Annotated in this window: 12 protein-coding genes; 4 read left to right on the top strand and 8 right to left on the bottom strand. The window is 42.3% G+C overall.

Annotated features, from left to right (window positions below; translation table 11 throughout):
* Nucleotides 1-96: 96 nt before the first annotated feature.
* On the bottom strand, nucleotides 97-1,050 hold the full coding sequence (gene trxB, locus B1202_RS08035) for a thioredoxin-disulfide reductase (RefSeq protein WP_078190042.1): 954 nt from the start codon (nucleotides 1,048-1,050) through the stop codon (nucleotides 97-99).
* 252 nt (nucleotides 1,051-1,302) lie between these two features.
* Here trxB and B1202_RS08030 point away from each other — a divergent pair, with 252 nt between their 5' ends.
* Nucleotides 1,303-4,413 (top strand): DNA translocase FtsK, encoded by a 3,111-nt coding sequence (locus tag B1202_RS08030; protein WP_078190041.1) that lies wholly within the window; start codon nucleotides 1,303-1,305, stop codon nucleotides 4,411-4,413.
* Nucleotides 4,414-4,455: 42 nt separating this feature from the next.
* Here the strand turns inward: B1202_RS08030 and B1202_RS08025 are convergent, their stop codons facing one another.
* Nucleotides 4,456-5,352 carry a LysR family transcriptional regulator gene (locus B1202_RS08025; protein ID WP_078190138.1) on the bottom strand — a complete coding sequence of 299 codons (897 nt, stop codon included), beginning with the start codon at nucleotides 5,350-5,352 and terminating at the stop codon, nucleotides 4,456-4,458.
* 104 nt (nucleotides 5,353-5,456) lie between these two features.
* On the opposite strand from B1202_RS08025, the gene B1202_RS08020 reads away from it, so the two are divergent.
* Complete coding sequence (locus B1202_RS08020) at nucleotides 5,457-6,359, top strand: AEC family transporter (protein ID WP_078190040.1); 903 nt, start codon at nucleotides 5,457-5,459, stop codon at nucleotides 6,357-6,359.
* 80 nt (nucleotides 6,360-6,439) lie between these two features.
* On the opposite strand, the gene B1202_RS08015 is transcribed toward B1202_RS08020, so the two are convergent.
* The 6 genes from B1202_RS08015 to B1202_RS07990 form a co-directional block, all read right to left on the bottom strand.
* On the bottom strand, nucleotides 6,440-6,727 hold the full coding sequence (locus B1202_RS08015) for a PA4642 family protein (RefSeq protein WP_067766167.1): 288 nt from the start codon (nucleotides 6,725-6,727) through the stop codon (nucleotides 6,440-6,442).
* Between the two features lie 188 nt (nucleotides 6,728-6,915).
* Nucleotides 6,916-7,188, bottom strand: a complete 273-nt coding sequence (minE, locus tag B1202_RS08010; RefSeq protein WP_078190039.1) for a cell division topological specificity factor MinE — start codon at nucleotides 7,186-7,188, stop codon at nucleotides 6,916-6,918.
* Nucleotides 7,189-7,190: 2 nt separating this feature from the next.
* Nucleotides 7,191-8,003 (bottom strand): septum site-determining protein MinD, encoded by an 813-nt coding sequence (gene minD, locus B1202_RS08005; RefSeq protein WP_067670152.1) that lies wholly within the window; start codon nucleotides 8,001-8,003, stop codon nucleotides 7,191-7,193.
* 65 nt (nucleotides 8,004-8,068) lie between these two features.
* Nucleotides 8,069-8,788: a septum site-determining protein MinC gene (minC, locus tag B1202_RS08000; RefSeq protein ID WP_078190038.1), complete on the bottom strand. Its 720-nt coding sequence runs from the start codon at nucleotides 8,786-8,788 to the stop codon at nucleotides 8,069-8,071.
* A 125-nt stretch (nucleotides 8,789-8,913) separates the two neighbouring features.
* Nucleotides 8,914-9,978, bottom strand: coding sequence for a preprotein translocase subunit SecA (locus B1202_RS07995; protein WP_409558047.1), 1,065 nt, complete (start codon nucleotides 9,976-9,978; stop codon nucleotides 8,914-8,916).
* Between the two features lie 15 nt (nucleotides 9,979-9,993).
* Nucleotides 9,994-10,917 carry an acyltransferase gene (locus tag B1202_RS07990; protein WP_078190037.1) on the bottom strand — a complete coding sequence of 308 codons (924 nt, stop codon included), beginning with the start codon at nucleotides 10,915-10,917 and terminating at the stop codon, nucleotides 9,994-9,996.
* Nucleotides 10,918-11,164: 247 nt separating this feature from the next.
* On the opposite strand from B1202_RS07990, the gene B1202_RS07985 reads away from it, so the two are divergent.
* Together B1202_RS07985 and B1202_RS07980 are read left to right on the top strand one after the other, a co-directional pair.
* Nucleotides 11,165-11,797, top strand: a complete 633-nt coding sequence (locus B1202_RS07985) for an OmpA family protein (RefSeq protein ID WP_078190036.1) — start codon at nucleotides 11,165-11,167, stop codon at nucleotides 11,795-11,797.
* A gap of 137 nt (nucleotides 11,798-11,934) precedes the next feature.
* Nucleotides 11,935-13,974 (top strand): UvrD-helicase domain-containing protein, encoded by a 2,040-nt coding sequence (locus B1202_RS07980; RefSeq protein WP_067766191.1) that lies wholly within the window; start codon nucleotides 11,935-11,937, stop codon nucleotides 13,972-13,974.
* The last annotated feature ends 11 nt before the right edge of the window (nucleotides 13,975-13,985 follow it).

Genomic DNA, 13,985 nt, shown 5'->3' with positions numbered 1-13,985 from the left:
TGAGGTATACGGATTTTTATCATACATAAAAAAGCCGACCATCAGGTCGGCTAATTTTTAAAACTGTTTAGCTAAGCAAATGACTTAAGCAAAAGATTATTCACCGAGTGCATCAAGGTATTTTTCAGCATCGAGTGCAGCCATACAGCCTGAACCTGCAGAAGTAATCGCTTGACGGTAAATGCTGTCGGCAATATCGCCTGCAGCAAATACACCCGGAATCGACGTTTGTGTTGCATTACCTGCAGTACCGCTTTGAACTTGGATATAGCCATCACGTAGGTTCAATTGACCATCAAAAATACCGCTGTTTGGTTTGTGACCAATCGCCACAAACATACCAGTGACATCAACGTTTTGAGTTGAATCATCTTGCGTAGATTTAATACGTACAGAAGTCACACCTGTGTTATCGCCAATGACTTCATCCACTTGGTGATTCCAAATAATACTGATTTTACCTTCTTTTTCTTTTGCAAAAAGATGATCTTGCAGAATTTTCTCTGAACGTAAAGTATCACGACGGTGAACTAGAGTCACATGAGAGGCAATGTTCGATAGATACAGCGCTTCTTCGACAGCAGTATTACCACCACCGACAACCATGACTTTTTGGTTTTTGTAGAAGAAGCCGTCACATGTAGCACATGCGCTCACACCTTGACCCATAAATGCAGCTTCAGATTCGAGACCTAAATATTGCGCAGTTGCACCTGTACAAATAATCAATGCATCACAAGTGAACTCATCCATATCGCCTTTAAGTACGAATGGACGAACATTGAGGTCAACTTCATTGATATGGTCATACACGATTTCTGTGCCAAAACGCTCAGCATGTGCTTGCATTTGTTCCATTAGGGCAGGGCCAGTTAAGCCTTCTGCACCACCTGGCCAGTTGTCTACTTCTGTCGTTGTAGTCAATTGACCGCCTAATTGAATACCTGCGATGAGTGTCGGTTTCAGGTTCGCACGAGCAGCGTATACCGCAGCGCTATAACCTGCAGGACCAGAACCTAAAATAATTAGACGTGAGTGACGAGCGCTCATCCGTAGAATCCTTTTTTTATATGATAATTTGTGGAATTATACGTCAAAGTTTGAAACGATTGTGTGAGATTAAAGTCGATATTATTGATCATCGAAATCGTTTTGAGCTATATAGAAGAAAGTTAACAACTATACTTAAATTATCTTGCATCTTTTTTATTGAACAGGTGCATAATAACAGGTTTAGATTCAGCCCATTTTGTTGTGGGTAATGACAAAAACATTCATGAAGAATTGGTTACAGGAACGTATATGACAGCGGTGTCGGGTGCATATGCACAGCGCTTAATAATGACTTTATTCCTTGTTTCATTTGGGATATATCTGTTCCTTGCAACAGTCACATATACGCCATTTGATCCGGGATGGATGCATTTATCCAGTGATACTCAGCAAGTTTCAAATGCCAGCGGCGTCGCAGGTGCATGGATCGCTGATTTACTCTATGGATTTTTAGGTTGGGCAAGTCTGCTGATACCTGTCTATTTATTTCTAGAAGCAATTCAAGTGTGGTGGCCACGTAGTTTTCTAAACCGTCCATTTCGCTATGCCGCTCAGTTCTTTATTTTACTGGCAACTTCAAGTTTACTTTTCCTATTTTGGAACGTCCCTGAAGATACCTTAGAAAATGCATCGGGCGGGATCATTGGCTATGAACTGGGGCAAAGTCTTGAACAAATTTTAACGGTCTATGGTGCAGCAATATTTCTTATTGCATTTTGGATCATGTTGTTTACTTTGGCCTTTGGTATTAAGTGGAATAAGACATGGGCAACCATGAAATCCACACCAGCTTATCTGCAAGATTTGTTCTATCGCAATGTGCCTGAAGGCGATACCGCTTTTGACCGTACAGTGCCAACGACTAAAAAAGATAGTGCTACTGCGCAGGCATCAAAAGTGGTTGCACCAGTAACACCAGCCGATGAACATCATGCGGTCGATGTCGATCCTGTGGTACGTGATCGCGTCGCTGAACGTTTATTTGATGATATTGCCGATAAAGAATGGGCAGACAAAGAATGGAACGCACAGCATTCATCTGAGGTAGATTTGGCAGAGACTGCTACGCCATCTGATGAAGATTTTGAGCGTACTTTGACGAAAGTGCATCAGCTTGAACAAGATCAACAACGTGTTGTTGCAACAGGTGAAGTTTGGCGTGCATTACATTCCAATGATGACCAACGGCATAAACAAGATATTGATGCTTTACTGAAAGCTGCAGAAGAAGTGCAGCCTGCCAATCAAACTGAATATTTCAACAAAACAGCAGATGTGCATTCGACTTCTCCGACAGAAGCGGTGACAGCGGCTAAAAAATCAGTGGATTGGGATGATGATGAAATCTTCGATGAGCTGTTAGCGGCTGTCCCGAATAGTAAAACAGCGACGGATGTGCATAGCCCATTTAATACAGCGCAAAATGAAAGTCCAGCAACGCATTCAAATGAATTTGCTACAGGTGCAGCCACAGTTGCAGGTTTAGGTGTAGCTGCTGCACAGATTACACCGCTGACCACACCGAAAAATATCAGTGCTGAAACCGAATTTAATGATCTCGATGATTTGCTGGTTGAAGAAGCAGAGCGAGCGATAGAACAGGCACAGCCGGTTCGTACAACCAGTAGTTATGCGCAATCTACGCCTTTGGTTCGTGCTGAAATCAATACGCAGCCGCAGACTTTCGTATCTGATGATGAAAAAGCCTTAATCAGCTCGAATAAAGATGCCTTCCGTGAAGTGTGGCAAGAAACGGCGGGCAAACCTGAAGACATCGATTTAGATCTCGAAGATGATTTTGACTTTGATGCTCCTTTAACCGATGCCTCTGGTCGTCCAATGTCACGTGCAATGCAAGTGGCACAAAAACGCTTGGATTTACCGACTTTGCCGGGCTTGGAAATCTTAGATCCTGTAGATCCGAACAAGAAAGTCAATTTCACTGCAGAGCAATTGTCTCGCTTGTCTGAACTTTTAGAAATTAAACTGCAAGAGTTTAATGTCAAAGCCAAAGTTGTAGAGGCACAGCCGGGACCAGTCGTAACACGTTTTGAACTGGACTTGGCACCCGGTGTCAAAGCGTCGAAAGTGACCAATATTTCACGTGACTTGGCACGTTCGATGTCTATGGCCTCTGTACGTGTGGTGGAAGTCATTCCGGGTAAACCGTATATCGGGATTGAAGTCCCAAATAGTTCACGTGAAATGGTTCGTCTTATTGAGCTGTTAGAAACGCCGGCATACCGTGATCCAAATGCCTTACTTAGTATGGCGATGGGTAAAGATATTTCCGGTAATCCTGTCTTGGCCGATTTGGCGAAAGCGCCGCATATGTTGGTGGCAGGTACCACAGGTTCTGGTAAGTCAGTCGCAGTTAATGCCATGTTGCTATCGATGTTGTTGAAATACACACCAGAGCAACTGCGACTCATCATGATTGACCCGAAACAGTTGGAACTTGCCAACTATAACGATATTCCACATTTATTAACGCCTGTTGTAACTGACATGAAAGATGCGGTGAGTGCATTGAACTGGTGTGTGAATGAAATGGAGCGTCGTTATAAGCTGATGTCTTTGATGAAAGTACGTAAGCTGACTGACTTTAACCGCAAAATTGAAGAAGCAATGGCTAATGGTGAAGATCTCATTGATCCAACTTGGAAGCCAGATGACTCTGCAACCCAAAGTCGCGCGCCACGTTTACAGCCGATGCCGTTGATCGTAATTGTTGCCGACGAATTTGCCGACATGATCATGCAAGTGGGTAAAAAAGCTGAAGAAATGATTACCCGTCTTGCACAAAAATCACGTGCAGCAGGGATTCATTTGCTGTTGGCGACGCAGCGTCCAACTGTAGATGTGGTGACGGGTTTGATCAAAGCCAACATTCCAACCCGTGCTGCGTTACGTGTGAACAGTAAGCTAGATTCACGTACTATCTTAGATGCTGGTGGTGCGGAAGACTTACTGGGCCATGGTGATATGTTGTTCCTCGGACCGGGTAAAATTGAACCTGAACGTGTACATGGCGCGTTTATTTCAGACGATGAAGTGAACCGTATTTGTGATGCATGGCGTGAGCGCGGTGAACCGAATTATGTCGATGAAATCCTCACGCCTTATGATGAAGAGCCGACATCTCGAGGTTTTGAAGATGGTGATGGTGGATCAGACCGTGATGCGCTGTATGATCAATGTGTTAGTTTCGTTTTGGAAACGCGTAAAGCATCGACGTCATCTTTACAGCGTAAATTCAGTCTCGGCTATAACCGTGCTGCACGGATTATTGATCAGATGGAAGAAAATGGCATCGTCAGTGGGATGGGGCCAAATGGTAAACGAGATATTTTGGTCTAAGTCCTAAAACAAAAAACCTGCTTCGGCAGGTTTTTTTTATTTTTAGATTGAGAACTCTTCTTGGTAGAACATGGACTGGGCCAGTTCGATAAAGGCTTTGCAGGCAGGGCTCATGAGTTTTTGATTTTTTACGGCGAGTCCAATCTGCCGTTGGGTATTTGGAAAGAGTGGACGTTTAACCACATGTGGATGTAGCGCCAACAGCTCAGCAGGCATCGCCATATCCGCAACAATAGCAATCCCTTCCTGTAAATTCACCATATTTAAAATAGTTAACAGTTGCGACATTTGATAGGTAATTTTAGGTTGTATGTGGTGTTGTTTAAGCAGTTTTTCCACATGGGACTGGCTGCCTGCACGGGTCATAATAAAGGGGTAGTTTTGTAGGTCTTGGATATTTAAATGGCTGTGTTTGGAAACTGAATAACTATCTGGAATCAAGGCAATGAAAATGTCTTGGATTAAAGGGAAAGTGAACAGCTGCGGCTTAGGGAGTACGGCAAAACCAACATCAATCTGACGTTCAGAAATCCAACGAGACACTTCTGCATCGGTACCTTCTTCGACATAGATCTCAATATGCGGATAGCGCTCTCGATACGCTTTGAGCAGCTCTGGAAGCAGATGAATCGAACTAGAAGAACCAAAAGAGCCAATTCTCAGCGTTCCTTGTTGAATACCATGTGCGGCATGCACTTCTTGCTGCATGATTTGTGCGGTATTGATGACTTCTTTGGCATGCAGCAATAACTGCTGACCGATATGAGTCAGGCTAATTTCGCCTTGCTCACGGCTAAATAAACTGACATTCCAATGTTGCTCTAAACACTTTAAGGCATGAGAGACAGCCGACTGAGTAATTCCCAGTTGCCGAGCAGCGAGAGTAAAGCTTTGTTGTTCTGCGACTTTAATAAAAATTTCAAGCTGAGAAAATGTCATTGCCATGAGTAATTGCTCATTTTGTTATGAGTCTAGATGAGGATTATATTGTGCTACATAAATGGTTAAAGATGAAATAGCTTGTTTATTTCAAGGCGTACAGCATGAATATCGTCGTCGCATTGTTTCCCCTCGTTGCATTAATCGCGATGGGCTATGTGCTTAAATATACACAGTTTGTTCAGGATGAATTTTGGGCAAATTCAGAAAAACTCAATTACTACGTTTTATTTCCTGTGCTGCTTTTTTTGAATGTATCAGCCGTGCAATTGGATATGAACACTGTTTCACGAATGTTGACAGTACTGGTTGCGGGCACCTGTTTGATCAGCATGGTGTTGTGGGGGATTAAGCAGTTTATGCATATCCCCGTGCAGCGTTTTGGTGTGTATATCCAAAGTCATATCCGATTTAATACCTATATTGGTTTGTCGCTCATGGGCGCTTTATTTGGCTCTACAGGCATGCAGATGTTTGCCATGTTAATTGCCGTTGCGGTGCCTTTAGTCAATATTATTTCAGTATTGGCCTTTTCAAATTTAAGTGTGAAGCAACTGGGGCAGACCTGTCAGTCCATCGCAAAAAATCCCTTAATTTTAGGCTGTGTGGCAGGGGTATTGTTTAATTTATCAGGCTTGAGTCTGTTTAAAGGCTTGCCTGAATTATTAAAAATATTGGCAGCCATGAGTTTACCGCTCGGATTACTTTCCGTTGGGGCAGCATTACAGTTTAAGCAAATGCGCGCCGATCTACGTCGTTTAAGTTTAAATACGATAGGGCGCCTCATGTTAATGCCATGTATTGCTTATCTATTGAGTACTTGGATGGGTTTGACTGATTTTGAGCGAATGATTTTAGTGGTCTTTTTTGCTTTGCCGACGGCATCATCGTCCTATATTTTGACACGCTATTATCAGGGCGATTCACAACTGATGGCGGCGATTATTAGTGTACAAACCATTGGTTTTGGTTTGATGTTTCCATTGCTCATGTTGATTGTGCATTAATCATGCTGAAATACAATAACACTAATTTTAAATAAGATAAAAAAAGCCCGCATCATGCGGGCTTTTTTTGTTACTCGAAATTAAGCAAATTTTGCCAATACTTCGAGGAAGCCTGCGCTTTGACGTGGGTATTGAGCAATCACGTCATGAATACGCTGACCTTCAGGATTAGTTGCGTTCACATCACGGCCATCGGCAACGAATTGAGTCAAAAGACGCTCATAGTCATTTGGACGCATATGTTTGAAAGCATGGTAAAGCACGTGAAAGTCGCCATTCACTCCTTCAGGAGGAAGCTGAGTAAGGTAGGCAAATACACGCTCATCTGACCATTCTTCGTTGAACGTTGCTGGCTGAGATAATGCCATCGCAATCTCCTTGCTGGTTTAAAAATACAAAAAGGCAAAATATGAGAGACTAGATGAGCAAAGCACTGCTTTGACTAGTCGCAAGACTTGAAGCTGTGCTTCAAGTGGGCGGAATATAGCTAAAATCCTATTTCTGCCACTCTCACATTTTGCCTTGATTCAATTTACTTGGCTAATCAGAATTCAGATTAACGTTCTTCAGGCAAATTGATATTCATTTCAAGCATTTCAATATTCGCTTCAGAACGAACAGACATTTGAATATGTTGCTCATCTACACCACGAACATAGCGGTTTACCACTTGCATGATTTCTTTTTTCATCATGTCGATCTTGTCTTGGCTGAGGCGTTTACCTAGACCATTTTCAGATGCCACGATGACTTTTAAACGATCTTTTGCCGTTTGTGCGCTTGACGGTTTCTCGTCGCTGCTAAAAAGTTTGCTCCAGAATCCTGCCATGATTACGCTCCAAATAGACGTGCTAACCAACCCTTAGGTTTTACCGTAATATGACGGTAAGGGCGCTCTTCACCAAGGAAACGTGCAACAAGGTCATCATACGCTTGGCCAGCCGCTTCTTCTGTAAACAGAATCACTGGTTTACCTTCGTTTGATGCTTGTAGAACGCTTTTACATTCAGGAATAACACCTAAAGTCGGTACGCGTAAAATATCTTTTGAAATGTCATCAATCGTCAACATCTCTTGTTTATCCGCACGTTCTGGATTGAAACGTGTAATACATAGATGCTTACGGATACGACCTTCGTTTTGTTCGACTTTTTTGGTTTTGCTGTCGAGCATACCAATAATACGGTCAGAGTCACGTACCGAAGAAATTTCTGGGTTTGTCACAATGATCGCTTCATCAGCATGATACATTGCTAAAATTGCACCACGTTCGATACCCGCAGGTGAGTCACAAATAATGTAATCAAACTCTTGAGAAAGTTCGTCCATCACACGTGCTACACCTTCATCTGTTAACGCGTCTTTATCACGTGTTTGAGATGCTGGCAGAATGTAGAGATTTTCAATATCTTTATCGCGAATAAGCGCTTGTTGTAATCGAGCTTCGTTATTCAATACGTTTACAAAGTCATATACAACGCGGCGTTCACAGCCCATGATCAAGTCAAGGTTACGTAAACCCACATCAAAGTCGATCACAACAGTTTTGTGGCCGCGAAGGGCTAAACCTGTTGCAAAAGATGCGCTTGTAGTTGTTTTACCTACGCCACCTTTACCTGATGTTACGACAACAATTTTCGCCACCGAATCCACTCCTGTTATGGTTTAAATCCCCTTTTTTAATTAGGGGTTTGGTGATTATTTATACATTAAAATTGCAAAGCTTCAAATACTAGCTCTTGCTGGTCATTCAAATAAATATGTACTGGCTGTTTGACCACATGAGGTGGAATGTCATCAGCGACACAGTAAGTCCCTGCTATTGAAACCAATTCAGCTTCTAATGAATGGCAGAAAATACGTGCAGCTGTGTTCCCACCAGCTCCGGCAATGACTCTACCACGAGCACTACCATAAATATGTATATTTCCTGAAGCAATTACTTCTGAACCACTATTGATCCCAGCATTAATAATGATATCGCCATGGTCTTGGACTAAACATTGACCTGTACGCAAGATTTCATTGTGATACGACGTAGCATGACGAATGGTCGGTACTTCGACTGCAGCAATTTTATCTTCGGTTTTTTCTTCTGCAGGCGCGGGCTCTTCAACCACTTGTTCGCGTGTCGGTTTAACTTGTTGTAGTTTGCGATCCGCAGGAACTACGGGAAATTGGATAGCACGTGCTTGGTCCGATAGCGGACCTTCAGTGACACCAATCGGTTGAATTTCAATACTAATAAGTAGTTGAATCAGTGCAATTAGTTCTTGACTAACCGTACTTTCAATCACGGCTAATGTTCCGGGTGGAAAAGCCTTTTGGAACATTGGAGTAAGTTGCTGGCGGATCGCATCATGATCATTGGTATCGAGGTGAATGCGAATCGCATTGACCATTTTGCCTTTTATCCGTATATCAGCCATATTGAATCCTTGAGACTTCTAACTATTACTTTTGTGCCGAAGTAGTTATGTTGTAAATAGAGCAAATCCTAGAACAATTTTCATGAATACTCTAGCGGAGTTCGCAATTATTTTTGACTGAGTGTTTATTCTGTAGCTTGGTCCTGTTCCTGCATAATCTGCTGCCACTGTTTTACTTTCACTTGCTTACGAATGGCTTCTAGACTTTCAAAAACCGCAGAGCGAACCAACTCATCCAGCTGGGCATTATTTTCGATTTCAATACGGCTAATACGTTGTGATATGTCTAAATATAGATTGGGTTTCTGAGCCGTCGATGTATTGGGATAGGCCAATGGGGAAATTAAACCTTGGGTAATATTTTCACCCAAACGTTGCCCGATACTTTGAATCTGCTGTTCAATACGGCTGCCAACGATCGGCACTAAGCGCAATAGCTGCGTGAGCTCAGGGGTATCTTCGATGGCCTGACTGACAATCTGTCCGACATTTTTGGCGATCAATTCACGTTCAGCACGTAGCTCTTTGCTTAAATTTTCTTGCAAAATTTCGGCCAAGACTTGGGTAAATAACTCTCTGTGATGCTGAACGACATTGCTAATCAAATCTTTATGTGTGGTACTGGTATTTAACTCATGTCTAACCCCATCGAGTACGGTGAGTACCACTCGATCAGACAATTCTTCCATCACCACACGATAATAAAACAAAGCTTTCTTTTGCCATGCCGATGGTACGATCTGATAACCCATTTCATAAAGTCTATACGCAATCACGCCTGCGCGAAATAAACGTAGGAAACGTAAATGCGGCACAATGGCTAAAATTTCGTACCAATGTATAAACGGGAAGAAGAACCAGCGCTGATGGTGCTTGTTGATGATAGCTATCGCCCAACGTACCAACAGTTCGACTATCAAAAAGATAATGAACCACGCTTCGGTGGTAATCACCCACGGATGCAAATGTTCACGGTAAAAACTCAGCACATCGGGCAGGTGGATACTGTTAAAGAACCAACTGCCAAGATTGCTCATGAGGAAAAAGTTCATGCACAGGCAGAACAAGTTAAAAACAATAATAAACACCATGAAAATGTCATAAATCAAAAACAGTTTGAATGACCAACTGTTTGGATTGACATGATGATATTTAGATTTCTTGTTTTGCGGCATGCTGTTCTGCGACATAAAACTTCTTCTTAATTATTCAGTAACTGAGTATTTAGCTTTCATACGAGTAATGAGTTGGTCTTTCTCTGTCCATAGCTCATCCACCCAATGCTGAAATTTTTCACGGAACGCTGCGTCATCTTCATAGTTGCCGCCATGCACCCATGTTGGAATTTCAATTTTACGCAAATCCACGGCTATGCGTGGAACTTCACCGAGCCAAAATTCGCCATAACCTGGTGCACCATTTGGATAGACGATGGTCATATCTACGAGAGCATCAACTTGATCCCCTAAAATATTGAGTGCCAGTGCTAAACCACCCGCTTTCGGCTTTAGAAGGTTTTGATACGGCGACTGCTGCTGCGCATGTTTTTCAGGGGTAAAGCGAGTGCCTTCCAAATAGTTCAGCAGGGTAAAAGGCTGGCTCAATAACTGTTCACAAGATTTACGCGCTTCTTCCATATCTCGATATTTAAGTTCAGGATTTTTCGCGATTTGTTCTTTGCTATGACGTTTCATCATTGGGAAGCCTAAAATTTTAAAAGCTTGTCCCACAAATGGAATGAAAATGAGTTCCCATTTGGTAAAGAAACGCGTCAGAGGCATACGGGTTAAACCAAAATATTGGTTGACTGTCGTATCGACCCAACTTTGATGATTACAGGTCATGAGATAACGACCCTGCAAATTTAAGTCGAGGTCTTCATCGATAGTGATGTCCCATTCAGTATTAGGTAGCACATGGTCAATCAGCCAATTATTGACGGTGAGCCAACTGTTGGTGATTTTAATGTTGGTTTCATCAACCTTTTTTGATTTTTTAAAGAGTTTGGTCAGACCAAGGGCTAAAACAGGAGGACCATGGAAAAAAGTACTGCCTGTCATAACAGAACCGACGGTAAGTCCTTTGCTAATTTTTTTTAGTGTCGGTTGCTTATTTGTTTGAGATGACATATAAAAAGTCCTAGCGGAAATTGTCCAAATAATGATTGATTCTAGTAAATATAGTTCGAGTTGATTAAATAAAAAAGGGCATCTGCTGAACTGTGAAGAAATTGTGATGGAATTAACAAATAAATCTCGTATTCATATTACAAATTGTAACTAAACGTTTTATTATTAACAAAAAATCAATGGTTCAGCCATTTGTTTTACTTCATCATTTCAACCATACAACAAAACACAAAGAAGGAGGCATGCAATGCGTGCACTAGTAATTTCGGCAGTAGTTGGGGCAATGGCACTTACTGGTTGTCAAAACATGGAATATGACAAAGCAGCAATCGGTACTGGTTTAGGTGCTCTTTTAGGCGCTGGTATTGCTTATTCTAATGCTGATAAAGACAAAATGGGTCAAGCAGCAGCAATTGGTGCTGTAGTTGGCGCGGGTGCTGGTCTTCTTCTTGATAAGAAAGAACAACGTCTTAAACAAGAATTGGCTGGTACTGGTGTTGACGTAGGTCGTAATCCAGATGGTTCGATCAACCTTGTTATGCCATCAGTAACTTTCGCAACTAACTCTTCAACTATTCAATCTCAGTTCCAATCTGCGTTGAATGACGTTGCTAAAGTATTGCGTGAAGACGGTACTGCAAACAAACTTGCAATCGTTGTACATGGTCACACAGACAACACAGGTTCTGATGCGATCAACAACCCACTGTCTCAAAACCGTGCAAACTCAGTTAAAAACTACCTAGCGTCTCAAGGTATTTCTTCAACTCGTATTACTGCACGTGGTTATGGTTCAACTTCTCCAGTAGCGGATAACTCAACTGCTGCAGGTCGTGAACAAAACCGTCGCGTAGAAATCTCAGTTTACGAAACTAAATAAGTTTTAGTTCGAAACGAAAGGCCACCCTCGGGTGGCTTTTTTTATGGCATTTTTAATGACCGATAAAATACATTTTGCATTAGGCAAGATCGTTTCAGATGACTATAATCATCCTCGAATTAAAAAGAGGAAAGACTATGTCACTGGCAAGTCAGTTGAACGACAAGCAACTTGAAGCAATGAAATACACTCAAGGACCCTTGTTAGTACTTGCAGGGGCAGGTTCAGGCAAAACATCGGTAATTACCCGTAAAATTGCCTATTTGGTGAAGCATTGTGGTATTCCTGCGCACCGTATCACCGCGATGACCTTTACCAATAAGGCCGCGCGAGAAATGAAAGAGCGTGTGACAAAGCTGATGAGCCGTGAAGAGGCAAAAGGGCTGTCGGTTTCTACCTTCCATAACTTCGGGCTGAATATGCTCCGTTTGGAATTAAAAAATACACCGCTAAAAAATAACTTTTCAATTTTAGATGCAGATGACTGCAAACGCATTTTGATGGACTTAATGCATCGCGACAATTTATCCGGTGCAGAAAGTAAAGAGCTGATTGCCAAAGCCATGAAAATGATTTCAGATTGGAAAAACGATCTGATTCCACCAGAGCAAGCGCATACCACCTGTGAAACAGCAGAAGACGTTCAATTTGCACATCTGTATCAACTGTATGAGCGTAATTTACGTGCCTACAATGCTGTGGATTTTGATGATTTGATTGTCATGCCGACGCGCTTATTACAAGAAAATGCAGAAGTGCGTGATCGTTGGCAAAATCGAATCCGCTATTTATTGGTCGACGAATATCAAGATACCAACACCGCGCAATATATTTTGGTGAAATTGCTCGTGGGTGTCATGGGGCAGTTCACCGCGGTAGGTGATGATGACCAATCGATTTATGCTTGGCGTGGTGCTAAGCCGGAGAACATGGCTTTATTGAACGAAGATTTCCGTAATCTGAAAGTCATTAAGCTTGAGCAAAACTATCGCTCGACCAGTCGGATCTTAAAAGCCGCCAATACCGTTATTGGCAATAACCCACATATTTTCGATAAAAAGCTCTGGTCAGATAAAGGCCACGGTGAAGTGATCCGCGTGATTACTTGTCGTAATGACGATGATGAATCAGAACGCGTCGTAAAAGACTTGATCACGCATAAGCTGATGAACGGTAAAAACTGGAAAGACTATGCCATTTTATACCGTGGTAATTTCCAAGCGCGCGCTTTGGAGACACAGCTCCGCCAAATGCAGATCCCATATAAATTATCGGGTGGTCAGTCTTTCTTCGCTCGTGCTGAAATTAAGGACTTGATGAGCTACTTACGTTTGATTATCAACCCTGAAGATGACAGTGCATTTTTACGAATTATCAATACGCCAAAACGTGCAATTGGCCCTGTAACTTTGGAAAAGCTTGGCTTATTTGCGCAGGAAAGTAATTTATCTCTGCTCAGTGCAGCAGGGGATCAACGTTTGAGCATGGCGATTCCGAAAAAAGCCACAACCCAATTGGCCGAATTTGCGGACTTTATTTCGACCTTTACCCGTGAATTATTAGAAGATGATGAGCCTGTTCCTATTATTCGTCGCATGATGATTGAAGCAGGTTATATCGACTATGTGAAAGAGTCTGCAGCGACACCTGCGCAGGAAAAAACCAAGCTGGATAATATTGAAGTGCTATATAGCAGTATTCAAAGTTTGATTAACCGTGCAGAAGATGTGGATGAAAAGAACATTGAAAGTGTGATTCGTAAAATGGTGCTGCTCGATATGTTAGAACAGCAACAAGAAGAAGAAGACACCGATAAAGTCAATTTGTTAACACTCCATGCGTCGAAAGGTCTGGAATTTCCATTCGTCTATTTGATTGGTCTGGAAGAAGAAATTCTGCCGCATAAAAACTCCATTGCTGCCGACACGGTCGAGGAAGAACGACGTTTGATGTACGTGGGGATTACTCGTGCACGTCAAGGCTTAACCATGACTCTAGCAGAGCAACGTAAAGCCGGTGGTCAAATGCGACAAATGACACCAAGCCGTTTCTTGGACGAACTGCCACAAGATGAATTGGAGTGGTTAGGGCGCAAGAAAAAGCTGGCAGGGGATATCGATCCTAAACAGCAAGCACAGCATTATTTAGAAAATTTACGTGCGCTGATTAAGCGTTAAAGCTTAAAGCG

The organism is Acinetobacter amyesii (genome assembly GCF_002018365.1).
Lineage (GTDB): Bacteria > Pseudomonadota > Gammaproteobacteria > Pseudomonadales > Moraxellaceae > Acinetobacter > Acinetobacter amyesii.
This window is presented reverse-complemented; position numbering and strand designations above follow the sequence as displayed.

Excerpts from the sequence above, each read along its gene's own strand:
- trxB (WP_078190042.1), bottom strand. The coding sequence starts at position 1,050 with ATGAGCGCTCGTCACTCACGTCTAATTATTTTAGGTTCTGGTCCTGCA.
- B1202_RS08030 (WP_078190041.1), top strand. The coding sequence starts at position 1,303 with ATGACAGCGGTGTCGGGTGCATATGCACAGCGCTTAATAATGACTTTA.
- B1202_RS08025 (WP_078190138.1), bottom strand. The coding sequence starts at position 5,352 with ATGACATTTTCTCAGCTTGAAATTTTTATTAAAGTCGCAGAACAACAA.
- B1202_RS08020 (WP_078190040.1), top strand. The coding sequence starts at position 5,457 with ATGAATATCGTCGTCGCATTGTTTCCCCTCGTTGCATTAATCGCGATG.
- B1202_RS08015 (WP_067766167.1), bottom strand. The coding sequence starts at position 6,727 with ATGGCATTATCTCAGCCAGCAACGTTCAACGAAGAATGGTCAGATGAG.
- minE (WP_078190039.1), bottom strand. The coding sequence starts at position 7,188 with ATGGCAGGATTCTGGAGCAAACTTTTTAGCAGCGACGAGAAACCGTCA.
- minC (WP_078190038.1), bottom strand. The coding sequence starts at position 8,788 with ATGGCTGATATACGGATAAAAGGCAAAATGGTCAATGCGATTCGCATT.
- B1202_RS07995 (WP_409558047.1), bottom strand. The coding sequence starts at position 9,978 with ATGTCGCAGAACAGCATGCCGCAAAACAAGAAATCTAAATATCATCAT.
- B1202_RS07990 (WP_078190037.1), bottom strand. The coding sequence starts at position 10,917 with ATGTCATCTCAAACAAATAAGCAACCGACACTAAAAAAAATTAGCAAA.
- B1202_RS07985 (WP_078190036.1), top strand. The coding sequence starts at position 11,165 with ATGCGTGCACTAGTAATTTCGGCAGTAGTTGGGGCAATGGCACTTACT.
- B1202_RS07980 (WP_067766191.1), top strand. The coding sequence starts at position 11,935 with ATGTCACTGGCAAGTCAGTTGAACGACAAGCAACTTGAAGCAATGAAA.